17 protein-coding genes are annotated in these 16935 nt (G+C 65.5%); 10 read left to right on the plus strand and 7 right to left on the minus strand.

The annotated features are described in order from the left end of the window. Position 1: 1 nt before the first annotated feature. Together B059_RS0100785 and B059_RS0100790 are read right to left on the minus strand one after the other, a co-directional pair. Entirely contained in the window at positions 2 to 2506 is a 2505-nt protein-coding gene (locus B059_RS0100785) for a heavy metal translocating P-type ATPase (RefSeq protein ID WP_081601557.1), read from the minus strand. 84 nt (positions 2507 to 2590) lie between these two features. Then, positions 2591 to 3166: an OmpW/AlkL family protein gene (locus B059_RS0100790; RefSeq protein ID WP_018076334.1), complete on the minus strand. Its 576-nt coding sequence runs from the start codon at positions 3164 to 3166 to the stop codon at positions 2591 to 2593. A gap of 106 nt (positions 3167 to 3272) precedes the next feature. Between B059_RS0100790 and aat the strand changes: the two genes are divergently transcribed. The 7 genes from aat (at position 3273) to B059_RS0100830 (ending at position 7617) form a co-directional block, all read left to right on the plus strand. After that, positions 3273 to 3965: a leucyl/phenylalanyl-tRNA--protein transferase gene (gene aat, locus B059_RS0100795; protein ID WP_018076335.1), complete on the plus strand. Its 693-nt coding sequence runs from the start codon at positions 3273 to 3275 to the stop codon at positions 3963 to 3965. Further along, the gene (locus tag B059_RS0100800) at positions 3952 to 4692 is read left to right on the plus strand and encodes an arginyltransferase (RefSeq protein WP_018076336.1); all 741 of its coding nucleotides are present in this window, start codon (positions 3952 to 3954) and stop codon (positions 4690 to 4692) included. The genes aat and B059_RS0100800 overlap by 14 nt, the downstream gene beginning before the upstream one ends. Further along, on the plus strand, positions 4674 to 5516 hold the full coding sequence (locus B059_RS0100805; RefSeq protein ID WP_018076337.1) for a hypothetical protein: 843 nt from the start codon (positions 4674 to 4676) through the stop codon (positions 5514 to 5516). Before B059_RS0100800 ends, B059_RS0100805 begins: the two co-directional genes overlap by 19 nt. A gap of 12 nt (positions 5517 to 5528) precedes the next feature. Next, positions 5529 to 6323: a thymidylate synthase gene (locus B059_RS0100810; protein WP_018076338.1), complete on the plus strand. Its 795-nt coding sequence runs from the start codon at positions 5529 to 5531 to the stop codon at positions 6321 to 6323. Next, positions 6320 to 6823, plus strand: coding sequence for a dihydrofolate reductase (locus B059_RS0100815; RefSeq protein WP_018076339.1), 504 nt, complete (start codon positions 6320 to 6322; stop codon positions 6821 to 6823). Before B059_RS0100810 ends, B059_RS0100815 begins: the two co-directional genes overlap by 4 nt. A gap of 292 nt (positions 6824 to 7115) precedes the next feature. Further along, positions 7116 to 7322 carry a YMGG-like glycine zipper-containing protein gene (locus B059_RS0100825; RefSeq protein ID WP_051068468.1) on the plus strand — a complete coding sequence of 69 codons (207 nt, stop codon included), beginning with the start codon at positions 7116 to 7118 and terminating at the stop codon, positions 7320 to 7322. Between the two features lie 10 nt (positions 7323 to 7332). Continuing rightward, the gene (locus B059_RS0100830) at positions 7333 to 7617 is read left to right on the plus strand and encodes a hypothetical protein (RefSeq protein ID WP_157273570.1); all 285 of its coding nucleotides are present in this window, start codon (positions 7333 to 7335) and stop codon (positions 7615 to 7617) included. A gap of 381 nt (positions 7618 to 7998) precedes the next feature. Here B059_RS0100830 and B059_RS0100835 read toward each other — a convergent pair whose 3' ends face one another. From B059_RS0100835 to hrcA, 4 genes are all read right to left on the minus strand, one after another. Then, positions 7999 to 9261 carry an FAD-dependent oxidoreductase gene (locus B059_RS0100835; protein ID WP_018076343.1) on the minus strand — a complete coding sequence of 421 codons (1263 nt, stop codon included), beginning with the start codon at positions 9259 to 9261 and terminating at the stop codon, positions 7999 to 8001. A 20-nt stretch (positions 9262 to 9281) separates the two neighbouring features. After that, the gene (locus tag B059_RS0100840; RefSeq protein ID WP_018076344.1) at positions 9282 to 9584 is read right to left on the minus strand and encodes a c-type cytochrome; all 303 of its coding nucleotides are present in this window, start codon (positions 9582 to 9584) and stop codon (positions 9282 to 9284) included. Positions 9585 to 9764: 180 nt separating this feature from the next. Continuing rightward, positions 9765 to 10868, minus strand: a complete 1104-nt coding sequence (hemH, locus tag B059_RS0100845) for a ferrochelatase (protein WP_018076345.1) — start codon at positions 10866 to 10868, stop codon at positions 9765 to 9767. After that, the gene (hrcA, locus tag B059_RS0100850; protein WP_018076346.1) at positions 10868 to 11884 is read right to left on the minus strand and encodes a heat-inducible transcriptional repressor HrcA; all 1017 of its coding nucleotides are present in this window, start codon (positions 11882 to 11884) and stop codon (positions 10868 to 10870) included. Before hrcA ends, hemH begins: the two co-directional genes overlap by 1 nt. A 158-nt stretch (positions 11885 to 12042) precedes the next feature. Between hrcA and B059_RS0100855 the strand changes: the two genes are divergently transcribed. From B059_RS0100855 to B059_RS0100865, 3 genes are read left to right on the plus strand one after another with little or no spacing between them, the layout of a single operon-like run. Continuing rightward, complete coding sequence (locus B059_RS0100855) at positions 12043 to 12915, plus strand: NAD kinase (protein WP_018076347.1); 873 nt, start codon at positions 12043 to 12045, stop codon at positions 12913 to 12915. Positions 12916 to 12930: 15 nt separating this feature from the next. Beyond that, positions 12931 to 14586, plus strand: a complete 1656-nt coding sequence (gene recN, locus B059_RS0100860; protein WP_018076348.1) for a DNA repair protein RecN — start codon at positions 12931 to 12933, stop codon at positions 14584 to 14586. After that, complete coding sequence (locus B059_RS0100865) at positions 14583 to 15071, plus strand: thermonuclease family protein (RefSeq protein ID WP_018076349.1); 489 nt, start codon at positions 14583 to 14585, stop codon at positions 15069 to 15071. The genes recN and B059_RS0100865 overlap by 4 nt, the downstream gene beginning before the upstream one ends. Here B059_RS0100865 and B059_RS0100870 read toward each other — a convergent pair. After that, complete coding sequence (locus tag B059_RS0100870) at positions 15022 to 16866, minus strand: SulP family inorganic anion transporter (RefSeq protein WP_018076350.1); 1845 nt, start codon at positions 16864 to 16866, stop codon at positions 15022 to 15024. The genes B059_RS0100865 and B059_RS0100870 overlap by 50 nt on opposite strands. Between the last annotated feature and the right edge of the window lie 69 nt (positions 16867 to 16935).

Here is a 16935-nt window from a genome sequence, read left to right on the forward strand (position 1 = left end):
CTCAGGGGCTTGACTCTTGCGCGGCGAGCCTTGAATCCTGCGCCTTGCGGTTGCCGTCATCGGCGGGCTGGCTGAAACTGGAGAGCCGGAGCGCGTTCAGCACCACCAGCAGCGAGCTGGCCGACATGCCGATGCCTGCGATCCACGGCGTGACGTAGCCGAGCGCGGCGGCGGGAATGGCGATGAGGTTGTAGCCGAGTGCCCAGCCGAGATTCTGGCGGATGATGCGCCGGGTCTTGCGGGCGAGCGCGACGCCTTCGTACAGCGTGACCAGCCGGCTGCCCAGCATCACCATGTCGGCGGCAGCCTGCGCGACGTCGGCGCCCTCGCCCATGGCGATCGATACCTGCGCGCCGGCCAGCACCGGTGCATCGTTGATGCCGTCGCCCACCATGGCGACGATGCGGCCCTGCCGCTGCAGCGCGTTGACGTAGGCGAGCTTGTCTTCCGGCAGGGCACCGGCGTGCCATTCCGCGATGCCGAGCTGCTGTGCGATCGCCTGTACCGCGCCCGCGGCGTCGCCCGACACCAGGTGCAGCCGCAGGCCCTGTTTTTGCAGCGCGGCGAGCGCGACCGGGGCATCCGCCCGCGGGGTATCAGCCAGGGCAAACCAGGCGATCAGTTCGCCACCTTCGGCCAGCGCGACCCAGCTGGCGCCGCTATCCGGTTCCGGTGGCGTCGGGGGGAGAGCGCTGGCGACGGCAAAGGCCGGCGCGCCCAGCCGGTACACGCGGCCTTCGATCGTGCCTTCGACGCCGCGCCCCGGCGTATTGCGGATATGGCTGGCGATCGCGGCGGGTGCGGCCACTTCGCGCAATGCCTTGGCGATGGGATGTTCCGAGCCGGCTTCGAGCGCTGCGGCCAGCATGCCGGCTTCGCGCTCGCTGCGTCCGCCCAGGGGCACCACGCAGCGCACGGAGAGGTGGCCATGGGTGAGCGTGCCGGTCTTGTCGAACACCAGATCGGTGGCGCGCGCCAGGGTTTCCAGTGCATGGCCACGCGTGGTCAGCAGACCCAGCCGGGTGAGCCGGCCGGTGGCCGTGGTCAGTGCGGCGGGCGTGGCGAGTCCGAGCGCGCAGGGGCAGGTGACGACCAGGATCGACACCACGATCCATAGCACTTTCGACGGATCGATGGCGTACCAGACCAGCCCGACGGCAACGGTGATCAGCAGCAGCAGGCCGACGAACCAGGCGGCGGCGCGATCCGCCAGTTGGCCGATGCGCGGCTTTTCGCTCTGCGCGCGGTCGAGCAGGCGCACGATGGAGGCGAGCCGGGTGTCGGCGCCGAGCTTGTCCACTCGCACCACCAGCGGGCTGGCCTGGTTGAGGCTGCCGCCGACCACCATCGAGTGCACGGTTTTCGACACCGGCAGCGATTCGCCGGTGAGCATCGCCTCGCTCACCGCGCTGTCGCCCTCGACCACCACGCCGTCGGCGGGCAGCGTTTCACCGGGGCGTACCAGCACGTGGTCGCCAACCGCCAGCCGGGCCACCGGCACCTGCGCTTCGTCGCGCGCCGGCCAGTCGGGCAGCCGCGTGGTGACGGCGGGGATCAGCTTCACCAGTTCCTCGACTGCGGCACCGGCGCGGCGGCGTGCGTTCATTTCGAGAAAGCGCCCGGCCAGGAGCAGGAAGACGAACATGGCGACCGAGTCGTAATACACCTCGCCGTGGCCGGAAAAGGTGGCGTAGACGCTGGCGGCGAAGGCGGTGCCGATGCCGAGCGCCACCGGTACGTCCATGCCCAGGCTACGGCGCTTGAAGTCGCGCCAGGCACCGATGAAAAACGGCCAGGCTGAATACACCACCACCGGAATGGTGAGGATCAGGCTCGCCCAGCGCATCAGCAGACGGATGTCGTCGGTCATGTCGGTGGCGGTGTAGGTCGGCAGCGCGTACATCATCACCTGCATCATGCCGAGCCCGGCGATGGCAAGCCGCTTGATCGCGGTGTTACGTTCGCGTTTGTAGATGTCGTCGGAGCGGCCGGGGTCGAACGGGTGAGCGATGTAGCCGATGTCGGACACCGCCTTCAGAATCGCCGACAGCTGGATGCGGCCGTTGTCCCAGCGCACCCGCGCGCGGCGCGTGGCGTAGTTGATCTCCACCGACAGCACGCCCGGCAGTCCTGCGATGTGGCGCTCGTTCAGCCAGATACACGCGGCGCAGACGATGTTTTCGAGGATCAGCGCGGCTTCGCGGATGTTTTCCGCTTCCGTTCGCACGAAGCTTTCCTGGATCTCGGGCAGGTCGTAGAGCCCCAGCTGCGCCAGTTCGGCCTCGGCCTGTTGCGGAGTCGCCGGCAACGCGGTGCGATGGGCGTAGTAGGCGCCCTGGCCGCTGTCGATGATGGTCTGCGCCACCGCCTGGCAGCCACGGCAACACGCCGGGCGGGTTTCACCTTCGAACTTGATGGGATAGTGGGCGCCGTCCGGCACCGGCAGGCCGCAGTGGAAGCAGTCCGAAAAAGACAGGGCGGCCGTGAGCCCAGGAGAAGTACTCACGCATCGCCCCGCAGGAGAACGCTATGGCGCGGCAAACCCGGGAGAGAGATCGGGCCGGCCGCAGGCGTCAGGTGCAGCTTGTTATCAGAAACGGAACCCGTAGCCGATACCCCACACCCACGGATTGATATCCAGATGGGTGAGCTTGACGCCGTTGCTTTTGACGTCGGTATCGATCCATATTTTCTTGACGTCGAGGTTGATATAGCCATTCTTGGTTACCGCAATGTCCACGCCCGCCTGCAGGGCGCCGCCGAAGCTGTCTTTCTCGACACTCAGGCCGGGAGCAAGATCGACATTATAGAAGCGGGCGTAGTTCAATCCGACGCCGACATAGGGTTTGATCACCGGCGTGGGATTGAAGTGGTACTGCAGCGTCAGCGTGGGCGGCAGGTTGCTCAGCTTGCCGAGGCTGGCACCGTTCAGCGTTATTTCGCGGCGTGCGGTGGCGAGAATGAGTTCCACCCCGATATTGGGCGTGATGAAGTAGGTGAAGTCGATTTCCGGCACCCATTCGTCGGATACGTCGAGGCCCGGCAGGCTGGAGGACTTGACGTCGGGGGCGATCTGGATGGCGCGCGCGCGCATCATCCAGTTGTCAGCCAGGGCGGAGGCGGGCAGGGCGGCAATCAGTGCAAGGGCAAGCAGGGAATTCTTCATGTTCACGGCTCCTGTTGAAAAAAGATAAGAGTATAAATAAGACATTCATATCATAATAAGTAAACAATCAGGACGCAAGCCAAAATGAATCCGCTACCATGGCGGCATGCCCGAACGTCTCCAAAAAGCCACAGTTTTTCCTGCAGTCGAAACCGCGCTAACCGACCCCAACGGCCTGCTGGCGATGGGGGGCGACCTGTCGGTCGAGCGCCTGCTGGATGCCTATCGCCACGGCATCTTTCCCTGGTTCAATCCCGGCGAGCCCATCCTGTGGTGGAGTCCCGATCCGCGCATGGTGCTGGTGCCCGGCGAGGTGCGCGTCACCCGCTCGCTGGCCAAGCGTATCCGCAACGCCGGTTTCGAGGTACGGGTGGACACCGCGTTTGCCGACGTGATGCACGCCTGCGCCGCGCCGCGTGGCGGTGCATCCGGCACCTGGATTTCCCCCGTGATGGTGGCGGCCTACCGCCGCCTGTTCGATGCCGGCTACGCGCATTCGGTGGAAACCTGGCACGACGGCAGACTGGTCGGCGGCTTGTACGGCGTGGCGATCGGCCGCATGTTCTACGGCGAATCGATGTTCAGCCGCGAATCCGATGCCTCCAAGCTTGCGCTGGTGCGCCTGGCGCAGCAGCTGCGGCGCTGGGAATTCGGCCTCATCGACTGTCAGATGGAGACCCCCCATCTGGCCAGCCTGGGCGCGCGCACGCTGCCGCGCACGGTGTTTACAGCGCGGCTGGCGGAGTTGGTAAACTTGCCGCATCGGCCCGGCCCATGGAATTTCGATGTATCCGACTGAACCGCCGTTCCAGCGCATCCAGTTTTACCTGACCGCGCATTACGACTGCAGCTATCTGCCGGGCCGACGCTCGCGCTCGCAAGTCGCCACGCCCACCCACCTGATCGACGGCCATGCCTACAGCGCGCTGATCCGCGCCGGCTTTCGCCGTAGCGGGCAGTTCACCTATCGCCCGCATTGCGAGCACTGCCACGCCTGCGTGCCGGTGCGGGTCGACGTCGCCGGCTTTGTTCCCAACCGCACCCAGCGCCGCTGTCTCAAGCGCAACCGGAACCTGGCCGCCCGTTTCCTGCCGCTCGATTTCAGGGAAGACCATTACGCGCTGTACCGCAGCTATCTCGGCAGCCGCCATGCCGGCGGCGGCATGGACCGCGATGGCCCCGACCAGTACACCCAGTTCCTGCTGTCATCCAACGTCGACACCGTGATGGTCGAGTTCCGCGACGGCGACACGCTGGCGATGGTCTCGTTGATCGACCAGATCGAGGATGGCCTGTCGGCGGTCTACACCTTCTTCGATCCCGCGCGCACGCAGGACAGCCTCGGCGTCTACGGCGTGCTGTGGCAGGTCGAACTGGCGAAGCGGCTGGAACTGCCCTATCTCTACCTTGGCTACTGGATCGCCGAGAGCCGCAAGATGGCCTACAAGAAACAGTACCCGCCGCTGCAGGGGCTGATCGACGGCCGCTGGCAGGTGATGGAACCGGAATGCGACGCTGGGGCGTGATCGCGGCGCTGACGCTGTTGTCGGGCTGCGCGCTCACCGTGAGCGAGCCGCGCGCACTGCGCCCGATCGACAGCTTCGTCCCGCTGGCAGGCGATGCGCGCGTCTGGGTCGAGCCGGGCTATGACGCCTACGGCGCTCGCGTGGCGGAGGCGCTGCCGGCCGCCATCGCGCGGGTCGAGGCGGCGCATTACCGGCCGTTTGCCCGTCCGCCGCGCATCTATGTGTGCGGCAGCGACGACTGCTTCAGGCGCCATGTGATGACGCCGAAGCTTTCCGCCGCGGTGGTGCCGGACAACCGCCTGATCCTGTCGCCCAACCTCGACGGCCGCGAGAAGCACCGTCTGCCCGCGCTGCTCGCCCACGAACTGGCGCACTTGCATCTGGGGCAGCGCATCGGCCACTACCACAGCACCCTGCCGGTCTGGTTCCACGAAGGCTGGGCTTCGCTTGCCGCGGCAGGCGGCGGCGCCGAGTATGCGACCGACGCGCAGGCATACGCCGCGATTCGTGCCGGGAGGCGGGTCAACCTCGCCATGCGGGACGTGCCCGACAAGCGTCACCGTGCCGGCGCGTTCGGCCTGAATATTTTCGAGTTCTATCGCCAGTCCATGCTGCTGGTCGGCTGGCTGAAGGCGCAGGACGAAACGCGCTTCCGACGGCTGGCCCTGGCCGTGCAGGACAACGCCGATTTCGAGATCGCCTTCTGGGATATCTACGGTCAGGCGCCTGCCGCCCGGCTCGCGGGGTTTTACGACGGCGTTCGGGGCGAAACCGTATTCAACGATAATGAGCTGCTGATCCAGGCCGCACCCGCAAAACCTTAAACCCACTTCACGATGAAACCCTATCTCGAACTGATGCGCCACGTGCTCGAGCACGGCGCCCGCAAAGACGACCGCACCGGCACCGGCACGCTGTCGGTGTTCGGCTGGCAGATGCGCTACGACCTCGCCGCAGGCTTTCCGCTCGTCACCACCAAGAAATGCCACCTGCGCTCCATCATCCACGAACTCTTGTGGTTCCTGCAGGGCGACACCAACATCCGTTACCTGAAGGAAAACGGCGTCTCGATCTGGGACGAATGGGCCGATGCGCACGGCAACCTGGGCCCGGTCTACGGCCACCAGTGGCGATCCTGGCCTACGCCCGATGGCGGCACCATCGACCAGATCAGCGAGGTGGTGAAGACGCTCAAGCAAAACCCCGACTCGCGCCGCATCATCGTCTCGGCATGGAACGTCGCGGATCTGGACAAGATGGCGCTGGCGCCGTGCCACGCCTTCTTCCAGTTCTACGTCGCCGACGGCAGGCTCTCATGCCAGCTGTACCAGCGCAGCGCCGACATCTTCCTCGGCGTACCGTTCAACATCGCCTCCTACGCATTGCTGACGCTGATGATGGCGCAGGTGACGGGTCTCAAGCCCGGCGACTTCGTCCACACGCTCGGCGACGCCCACCTGTACCTGAACCACCTCGACCAGACGCGCGAGCAGTTGAGCCGCGCGCCGCGCCCGCTGCCGACGATGACGCTGAACCCCGCTGTGCGCGACATCTTCGCGTTCCGCTTCGAGGATTTCACCCTCGGCGGCTACGACCCGCATCCCGCGATCAGGGCGCCGGTGGCGGTATGAGCGCTGCGAAGAAGCCGCGCGTGAGCGTCATCGCCGCGCTCGCCCGGAACCGCGTCATCGGCGTCGAGAACCGTCTGCCCTGGCGGCTGCCGGAAGACCTCGCCCACTTCAAGGCGCTGACGCTCAACCATCCCATCCTGATGGGCCGCAAGACCTTCGAGTCGCTCGGCCGCCCGCTGCCGGGGCGCACCAACATCGTCATCACCCGCAATCCCGACTACTGCAAGGACGGCTGCCTGATCGCCGGCTCCATTCCCGCCGCGCTCGCACTGTGCCAGGATGCCGACGAGATCTTCATCATCGGCGGCGCCGAGCTTTACGCCCAGGCCATCCCGCTCGCCGACCGCCTGTACCTGACCGAAGTGGATATCGAAGCCGAGGGCGACGCCCGCTTTCCCGACTACGACCGAAGCGCGTTCAGGGAAGTTTCGCGCGAGTCGCACACGGGCGGGAAGGGGGATGCGCTGGGGTTTGATTTTGCGGTGTATGAACGAAACTAGTGGAAAAACCGTGTCCCGCTTGGCGTTTTTGAAATAGCCCGTTCAGGGTGCATGGCCGAACTGCGTCCGCACTCTGCGGAAATCGATAAAACGGGGCTGCAGCCCCGTTTTTTGTTGCCGTAACATCCCCTGGACCTTGGTGGGCCGGCAACCGAAACGGCTGTTCGACAGGCCTTTCAGTTTGACGGGGTCGCTCGCATCGACTAGAAAAAAATACAGTCTTGCAAAAGAAAGGCTGGGGGTAGCGAGGATCCCGCTATCCGGATGAACCATGTTGCGGAGGGCGCAAATCATGAAGACCCCGAAGACAATTGCAATTGCCGGTTTGCTGATTTTCACTGTGTTCGGCACGTCCTGCGGCACCGCCACCGGTGCCGCTGTCGGAGCTGGAGCGGGGGCCGCCATCGGTGCGGGCACGGGTTACGGCGCCGGCAAAGGCGCGCTGATAGGCACGGGCGTCGGCGCGGCGGCGGGAGCCATTTACGACATAACCAAGTGAAGGGGCCGCGATGAAGAACGGAATGCTTTTGAACGTGGCAGCCATAGTCGGCAGCCTCATGGTTTCGAGCGGGCTCGCCTTCGCACAGGACAAGCCGGCCGACTGCGGCAAGGCCGCTGCGCCGGCCATGGTTGAGGGCCAGGTTACCAAGGTGGACATGGGCCAGGGCAGGCTGACCCTGCGGGCGGCCGATGGGTCCATCCATGAATTTCAGGCTTCGCGGGAGACCCTGGCGGAATATAAGGTCGGCGACCCCATCAAGGCGAAGCTGAGAATGGCTCCGCGGTGTGACTAGTGGCGCCGGCGAGAGGCATGGGATAGCCGGGGTATACGACGAGGTCGATTTGCTGCAGCCTGCCGGCGAAGCCGTCTTCGTTTAGATCGATGCCGCTGGTGCGTACCTGGCCATCGAACTGGTTGTCCGCCCTTGTGGTTGAATTCGGTGGCAACCTTGCCCAGATACAGCGCGCCCACGCCGCCAGCCTTCAGGGTGGCGAGTTGGTCGTTGCTCTGGGCATTTTTGCTCCACCCCCCTGAGTTGGGTAGACACGGCGTCGTTTTCGTCGATCCAGTTGTTGCCGTCCTGATCATAAGCGGCCAGTTCAGGTCATCCAGAATCGCCAAACAAAAACGGGGGGCTGCACCCCCCCGTTTTTGTTTGCAGCACCGCGTTGCATCAGCTCAGCACTTCGGCCCAGATATTCTTCGACCAGGATTCGGCAAAGACGAAGTTGGGTTCGTCACCCTTGGCGGTGGCGCCCCCCTCGGGCTGTGCGACGTAGCCCTTGCCGGCCTCGAAGCGGTAGACGTGGGCGACATAGCCTGCGGTGGTATCGGAGGTGGCCGAATAGCAGGTATTGGAGACGACCGGGATGGGATCGGGCTGACGGCCTGCGAGCAGTTCGACGATGGCGGCGGCGCAGATCTTGGCATGGTTGGTCGCCATGTGGCCGGACTTCGGCAGGTTGGACAGCACCGAGTCGCCGATGACGTGGACGCCGGGAACGGTGGTCGACTCGAAGGTGGCGAGATTGACCGTGCACCAGGCCTTGTTACTGTCGTTGCGTGCGCCGGCCAGGTGGCAGACTTCACCGGCGCGCTGCCGGGGCACGACATTCAGCACGTCGCCCTTGACGTCGTCGAACTCGGTGGCGACGGTCATCCTGCCGCCATCCACCGCAAGCGGCGCGTTGTTGGGGCGATAGTCGATCATCCCTGGATAGAAGGTGTTCCAGGCCCAGGTGAACAGTGCTTTCTTGGAGGCGATGTCGGCGTTGCCGTCGAGCAGGATGATCTTTGATTTGCGCTTGGCCTGCTTGAAATAGTGGGCCACCATGCAGGCCCGCTCGTAGGGCCCGGGCGGACAGCGGTAGGGCGCGGCCGGAACCGACATGACGAAGGTGCCGCCATCGGGCATGGCTTCGAGCTGCCGCCGCAGCAGCGCAGTCTGGGCACCGGCTTTCCAGGCGTGGACGACCTTGCCGGCGGCTTCGGCCTCCTTGAAGCCTCTAACGGTGTCGCTCAGCACTTCGATGCCGGGGGCGAGCACCAGGCGGTCATAACCGATGCTGGCGCCGCCGCGGGTCGTGACCACGCGGCGGCCGGCGTCGATGGCGACGACACTGTCCTTGACCATCCTGATGCCGTGCCTGGGCAGGCGGTCATAGCCGTGGGTGATATCGTCCATGCTGCGCAGGCCGCCCAGCACCCAGTTGGAAATCGGGCAGGATACGAACTTGTCGTTCGGCTCGATCAGGGTGACCTCGATGTTGGGTCCCCACTTGCGCAGGTATTTGGCGCAGGTGGCGCCGCCGAAGCCGGCACCGACCACGACGACGTGGGCGCGGGCCGAGGGGCCGGGACGGCTGGCGCAACCGGTGAGCGCAACCGCTGCGCCGGCGCCGGAAATCTTCAGAAAATCGCGACGATTCAGCGTCATTTTCGGTCTCCTCGATGGATTCACTTCAGGCTGGCGAAATAGGCGCCCATGGCTTCGATTTCGGCCTCGGTGTAGCCATTTGCGTGGCGCTTCATGATGGATGCGGCGCGCGTGCCGGCTCTGAATTCCGTCATGAGCTTGACGAAGCTATCCTTGTGCAGGCCGGCCAGGCTGGGGATTTTGCCCTGGCTCTTGCCGCCGGGGCCGTGGCAGGTCATGCAGGTGGATGCGATGACCTGGGTGTGCATGTCTGCCGCGCCGACGGCACCGCAAAGGGCAAGGCCGATGAAGCCGACGAGCGCCAGAGTGATTTTCTTGTGCATAGACTCCTCCAGAGAGGTGAGGGATCAGGACGGGAGTCGTGACGGCCCCGCAAGCCTTGATTCTGGCGGGGTTTGGGGCGACTCTCCAGAAGTACCATGCTGGGAGAGCCGTCATGGCTTGTCAACAAGCAGGGGCTTATATAACGCGGCTTTGACGTGTGCCGAACGGATGTTTGGACCCTAGCTGCGCGCGCCCAAGCTCAGCGCCAGGTTTCTGCTCGCTTGACGCGCCTGTTCGTCGGCGTCGCGGTCCCGGTTGTCACTGACCCAGCCGCCGAGGTTCTCCAGCGTGATGCGGCCGAGCGCTTCGATCCATTGCGGATGCTCGTTGAGCGCGGGAATGTAGCGGAATTCCTTGCCACCCGCCGCGAGAAAGGCGGCGCGGCCTTCCATCGCCAGCTCTTCCAGGGTTTCCAGGCAGTCGGCGGTGAAGCCCGGGGCGACCACGTCGATGCGGCCTGTACCGGCTCGGCCGAGTTCCTCCAGCGTCTTGTCGGTGTAGGGCTGCAGCCATTCGGCGCGGCCGAAGCGCGACTGGAAAGTGAGGCGATACTGCTTCGGCTCGAGTCCCAGCGCTTGCGCCAGCAGTCGCCCGGTTTTCCGGCATTCGCAGTGGTAGGGGTCGCCCTTGTCGAGCGTATAGCGCGGCACACCGTGGAAGCTCATCAGCAATACGTCGGGGCGGCCGTGCATCTGCCAGTAATCGCGGATGTTGGCGGCCAGCGCCTGGATGTAGGCGGGGTGGTCGTGGTAGTGCTTGAGCGTGCGCAGCGCCGGCTGATTGCGGACTTGCTGCAGCCAGGCAAATGCCATGTCGAAGGCGCTGGCGGTGCTGGAGGCGGCGTATTGCGGGTAGGCGGACAGGACCAGGATGCGGTCGCAGCCGGCGGCCTTCATCCGCGCCAGGGTGTCGGAGATGGCCGGGTTGCCGTAGCGCATCGCGTATTCGACCATGAAAGGGGTGGCGATTTTCTCGCCCAGCCAGCCCTTCAGCAGCTTGGCCTGCTTTTCGGTGTGGACCTTGAGCGGCGAGCCGTCCTTGGTCCAGACGGCGGCGTATTTCGCGGCCGATTTTTTCGGCCGGGTGTTGAGGATGATGCCGTTGAGGATTAGCCACCACACGGCGCGCGGGATTTCCACCACGCGCGGGTCGGACAGGAACTGCTTCAGGTAGGGCCGCAATGCCCGTGCGGTCGGCGCCTCGGGGGTGCCGAGATTGACCAGCAGGATGCCGGTGCGGGCGGGCTGGCCGTGGGCGTATTCGGGTTCCTTGAGATAGCTCATCAATGATGCGACAACGCGCTCGATAACAGTCTGGCGGTGATGTCGACGATCGGCACCACGCGTTCGTAGGCCATGCGGGTGGGGCCGACGACGCCGAGCGTGCCGACCACCTGGCCGTCGACCGAATAGGGCGCGGTGACCAGGCTGCATTCGTCGAGCGGCAGCAGTTCGGATTCGCCGCCGATGAAGATCTGCACCCCGGCCGCGGTGCGCGACTGGTCAAGCAGCTGCAGCAGCCCGGTCTTCTGCTCGAAGGCATCGAACAGGCGACGCAGGCTGCCCATGTTGCTGGAGAGATCCTGCACGTCGAGCAGCTTGCGGCTGCCGGATACCACCACGTTTTCCTGGCTGGCGTCGAGCGCCTGACTGCCGGCGTCCAGCGCCGCCGCCATCAGGCGGGTGATGTCGTCGCGCATGCGGCCGAGTTCGTCGCGCAGCTTCGCACGCACTTGGTCGAAGTTCTGCCCGGCAAAGTGTTGGTTGAAATAATTGGCCGCCTCGGTCAGCGCGGAGGCGCTGTAGGGCTGTTCGGTGAGGATGACGCGATTCTCGACCTCGCCTTCCATGGTGACGATGATGAGCAGGATGCGCTTGTCGGACAGGCTGATGAATTCGACCTGGCGGAATGCCGGGCTGCGCCGCGGCGTCATCACCAGGCCGGCAAACCGGCTGAGGTCAGACAACAGGGTGGAGGCCGCCGTCATCAGCCGTTGCGGATCGGCTGACGTCAGGCTGCTTTCGAGCTGGCTGACTTCGACCTGCGCCAGTGGGCGCACCGTCAGCAGCGTATCGACGAAGAAGCGGTAGCCGCGCGGCGTCGGCACGCGGCCGGCCGAAGTGTGCGGGCTGGCGACGAAGCCCATTTCTTCGAGGTCGGCCATGACGTTGCGGATGCTCGCCGGCGACAGCTCCAGCCCGGAATGCTTGGAGAGGGTGCGCGAGCCTACCGGTTCGCCTTCGGCAATATACCGTTCAACCAGGGTTTTCAGCAGGATGCGGGCGCGGTCGGTGAGCATGGGGAGATTATATAGGCGAGATGCAAGTTACAAGATTCAAGGTACAAGTGATTCATCGCCAGGCGCGAAACGGCTCGCTTTGCCTGCACCTTGTATCTTGAATCTTGAATCTTGTCTCTCGAATCTTGCAACTTGCATCTCGCCTATAATCGGCCCTCATGCAAACCCTTTTCCATACCGTCGGTCTTGTCGGCAAATACAACAATCAGGGCATGGAAGCCTCCGTGCGGTCACTGGGGGAGTTTCTGCGGGGGCGCGGGCATACGGTTCTGCTTGCCAGTCAGACCGCCGAACATCTGGGGATCGATGACTTTCCCACCCGCAATCTGCAGGATATGGCGATCGACAGCGATGCGGTCGTGGTGCTGGGCGGCGACGGCACCATGCTGTCGATCGCGCGCGAACTGGCGCCACGCGGCGTGCCGCTGATCGGCATCAACCAGGGGCGGCTGGGCTTTCTCACCGACATCACGGTCGACCACATGTACGATGCGGTGGCGGAAATCCTCAGCGGCCAGTACATGGCGGAAGAACGCATCCTGCTGAACGGCCAGGTTCATCGTGGCGGCGAGCGCGTTTTCGAGTCCACTGCATTCAACGATGTGGTGGTGGGCAAGGGCGGCTCGGGCCGCCTGATCGATCTGGAAATCGCCATCAACGGCGAATTCGTCCAGAGCCAGCGTGCCGACGGCCTGGTGGTCACCAGCCCGACCGGCACCACGGCCTACGCACTGTCGGCCGGCGGGCCGATCATGCATCCAACGCTGGAGGCGGTGGCGCTGGTACCGATCTGCCCGCACACGCTGTCGGCACGCCCTATCGTGGTCAGCAGCCATGCGCGCATCGAACTGCATCTGACCTACGCCGACGACGCGCGCGTCCACTTCGACGGCCAGCACCATTTCGACCTGCTCAGCGGCGACCATGTGTGGATCACCCGTGCCAGCCGCCCGATCACGCTGCTGCATCCGCATTCCTACAGTTATTACGACACCCTGCGGCAGAAGCTGCACTGGGGCAAGCAGCTTTAACACGCAAGCGTACCCATGCTGTTGCACCTTTCCATCCGCAACTACCTGCTGGTCGAATCGGTCGAGCTCGACTTCGCGCCGGGACTGACCGTGCTCACCGGCGAGACCGGCGCCGGCAAATCGATCCTGGTCGACGCGCTGGCGCTGGCGCTGGGCGACCGCGCCGAAGGGGGCGTCGTGCGGCCGGGTGCGCCGCGTGCCGAGATCGCCGCCGAATTCGCGATCGATGGCTTGCCCGTGCTGGCGGCCTGGCTCGACGACGCCGGCTTCGCGTCGGACGGCGATGTCTTGATCCTGCGCCGCGTGATCGACGCCGGCGGCCGTTCGCGTGCCTTCATCAACGGCAGCGCCGCGCCGTTGACCCAGCTGAAGGAAGCCGCCGATTTTCTGCTCGACATCCATGGCCAACACGCGCATCACGCGCTGCTGCGCCCGCAGGTCCAGCGCGAGGTGCTCGATGCGTATGCCGGCGCACAGCCGCTGGCCGTGACGGTCAACACCACCTGGCATGCCTGGCAGGCGGCGCGGCGGCAGCGTCTGGACGCCGAAACCCACGGCCAAGCACGGCAGATCGAGCGCGAAGGCCTGCAGCTGGCGCTGGAGGAACTGCGCGCGCTGGGCGACAATCTCGTACGATGGGACGACATCCAGACCGAGCACGCGCGGCTGGCCCACGTCACCATGCTACTCGAGGGTAGCCAGGCCCTGATCGACGGACTCGACGAAGGCGAGGCGGCGGTGGCCGGCCAGCTTGGCGAAATGAGCGCACGGCTCGACGGCATGCAGGCGGTGGACGACAGCCTGAAGGAGGTCGCCGCGCTGCTGAATTCGGCCAGTGCCGATCTGGCCGAGGCGGTGCATGCGCTGCGCCGCTATGCCGGCAACCTCAATCCCGATCCCGAACGGCTGGCCGAACTCGACCAGCGGCTGGCCGACATGCACCGACTGGCGCGCAAGCACCGCGTGCAGCCGGATGCACTGGCCGGTTTGCTGCAACAGTTCGAAATGCGGCTGGCCGCGCTGGCGGCGGGCGACGATCTCGACGCGCTGCGGGCAGCCGAAGATACCGCTCTGGCGCAATACCATGCCGATGCGCGCCAGCTCGGCGCGCTGCGCCGCAAGGCGGCGACGGTGCTGTCGAAGCAGGTGACGGTGGCGATGGGCGAACTCGCGCTGGCCGGTGGTCAGCTCGATATCACGCTTGCGCCGACCGGCGAGCCGCGCGCGCACGGGCTGGAGGACGTGGCGTTTCTCGTCGCTAGCCATCCCGGCCTGCCGCCGGGACCGCTTGGCAAGGTGGCGTCGGGCGGCGAGCTGTCGCGCATCAGCCTGGCGATCCAGACCGCGCTGTCGGGCGTGGCTGGCGTGCCGACGCTGATCTTCGACGAAGTCGACGTCGGCATCGGCGGCAGCGTGGCCGAAGCGGTCGGGCGACGGCTGGCGAAGCTGGGCGTAACCCGGCAGGTGCTGGTCATCACCCACTTGCCGCAGGTGGCGGCGCGCGGTTCGCAGCACTTGCGGGTGGCCAGGCAGGCCAGCGGCGGTTTCGTCTCGTCCAGCATCGAGTTGCTCGATGCCGGCGCGCGGGTGGAGGAAATCGCGCGCATGCTCGGCGGACTCAAGATCACCGCGACAACGCGGCAGCATGCCGCCGAGATGCTCGCGGGTTGAGACGCCTGCTTGCCCTGTTCCTGCTGCTCGCCGCCGGTGTGGCGTGGGCGGAGCCGCTCAGCGGCGTCGTCATCGTGGTGATCGACGGCGATACCCTGCTGTTCAGGCCAGACCACTACCATCCGTCCTCGCGGGCGTTCATCAAGGTGCGCCTGGCCGGCATCGACGCGCCGGAAAAGGGGCAGCCGTACGGCGAGGCGGCCACCCGCGCGCTCAAGGACATGGCATTGCAGCAGCGTGCAACGCTCGAAATCGTTGCCACCGATGTTTATGGTCGCAAGCTGGGAAGGATCGAGGTCGATGCGCTGCCAGTGAATGAGGAACTGGTGCGGCGCGGTTACGCCTGGTCGTCGTCGCGCAATCCGTACCGGGCGATGCGGCCGCTGCAGGACGACGCGCGCCGCGCGGGCATCGGGCTGTGGCAGGATCCTGCGCCTACTCCGCCGTGGATGTGGCGGCGCGCGCAGCCAGCTCGCGGTCGCTGAGGCTGCGCGGCGTTCCGTCCGGCAGTGCGACGTGGCATTCGCGGAAGATCCGCGCGGTGCAGGTACGGCATATCTCGTTGTCGAGCCGCGGGTAGATCAACTCGAGGGCCTCGCCCTTGTGGCGGAATATCTGGTCTTCGCCGATGGTGTCGACCTGGCCGCTGCGGCGCAGCATTTCACAGAAATCCGGCTGCACGCCGACCAGGTACAACCCCCCGCCCAGCTTGCGCCGTCGCGTGGCTTCCTTGGCCAGCAGCTCGGCACCGGCGAGGTCGATGAAGCCGATCGCGCGCGCGGTGATCAGCAGGTTTTTCTTCTTCGGATCGGCCTCGTCGACGTTGCGGAAATACTGCTGCACGTGTTCGACCGCGCCGAAGAAGATCGAGCCCTCGACGCGCAGCATCGCCATCTGCGGGCAGCGGGCGGCACCTGCTGCGGCCGGCACGAACTTGCGGCGCGGATTGTCGAGTTCGGGCGCGAGCGGCACCAGTTCGCGGATCGACGGCCGCGAGGTGCGGTAAAGGTAGAACAGCAGCGACACCAGGATGCCGAAGAAGATGCCCTTTTCCAGGTCGACCAGGGTGCCGACGAAGGTCAGCGCGAGGACGATGCGCTCGCGCTTGTGGCGCTTGAAGATTTCGCCGATGTGGTGGAAGTCGATCAGGCCCCACGCCACGATGAACAGGATCGCCGCCATCGACGGCACCGGCAGGTAGGCCGCAAGCGGGGCGACCAGCAGCACGATCAGCAGCAGGAACAGCGCCGACATCGCTGCCGCCAGCGGCGTTTTTGCTCCCGCTGCGTAGTTGACGCCGCTGCGGTTGAATGAGCCGCTGGAAGCGTAACCGGAGAAGAAGCTGCCGGCGATGTTGGACAGCCCCTGGCCGACGAACTCCTGGTTGCTGTCGATGCGCTGGTCGGACTTGATTGCGACCGCGCGGGCGATCGCCACCGCCTCGGTCAGCGCGAGGATGGCGATGATGGTGGCGGGGAAAAGCGTCTGCTTGATTGCGGTGAGTGAGAAGTCCGGTACCGAGAAAGGGGGAAAGGCGGCGGCCAGCGCGCCGACGGTGCGGATGCCGGTGGTTTCGCTGCCGAATTGCGCATTGAGGATCGCCGCGACCACGCTGCCGACCACCATCGCGACGATCATGTAGGGTAGCTTCTGCAGATAGCGCTTGGCGAGCATGCCCGACCCCAGCGTGACCACGCCCACCGCCATCACCCAGGGCTGGATGTCGGCGAGGTGGCTGCCGAAATGGATCAGCACTTCGTGGAAGTGTGCGCCGCGCGGCATATCGAGACCGAAGAAGTGCTTGATCTGGCTGCTTGCGATGAGGATCGCCGCACCGGCGGTGAAGCCGATGATGACCGTATGCGAGATGAAGTTGACCAGCGCGCCCAGCCGCGCCAGGCCCATCGCCAGCTGGATCAGGCCGGCCAGCAGGGTGAGCGTGAGCACCAGGCCGATGAACTGCGGGCTGCCCGGCTCGGCGAGCGGGCTGACTGAGGCGAATACCACGATCGAGATCGCCGTGGTCGGCCCCGACACCAGGTGCCAGCTCGACCCCCACAATGCGGCGACGATGGCAGGCACCATGGCTGCATAGAGGCCATACTCGGGCGGCAGCCCGGCGATGGTGGCGAACGCCACCGCCTGCGGCAGCACGATCATGGCGCCGGTGAGCGCGGCGATGTTGTCGGCCTTGAACGTCTGCGACGTGACCAGGGGCCACCAGCGCAGGAAGGGCAGCAGGCGGTAAAGCCAGAGCGGGCAGGCCTTGAGATCGATCACGCAGGCTCCAAAAGTATATTAGTGAATAAGACTATAACTATTTGTTGCAAAAGGGTTTTTGTATGGCTT

It is taken from the genome of Thiobacillus denitrificans DSM 12475 (assembly GCF_000376425.1).
In the GTDB taxonomy this organism is placed as follows: domain Bacteria; phylum Pseudomonadota; class Gammaproteobacteria; order Burkholderiales; family Thiobacillaceae; genus Thiobacillus; species Thiobacillus denitrificans.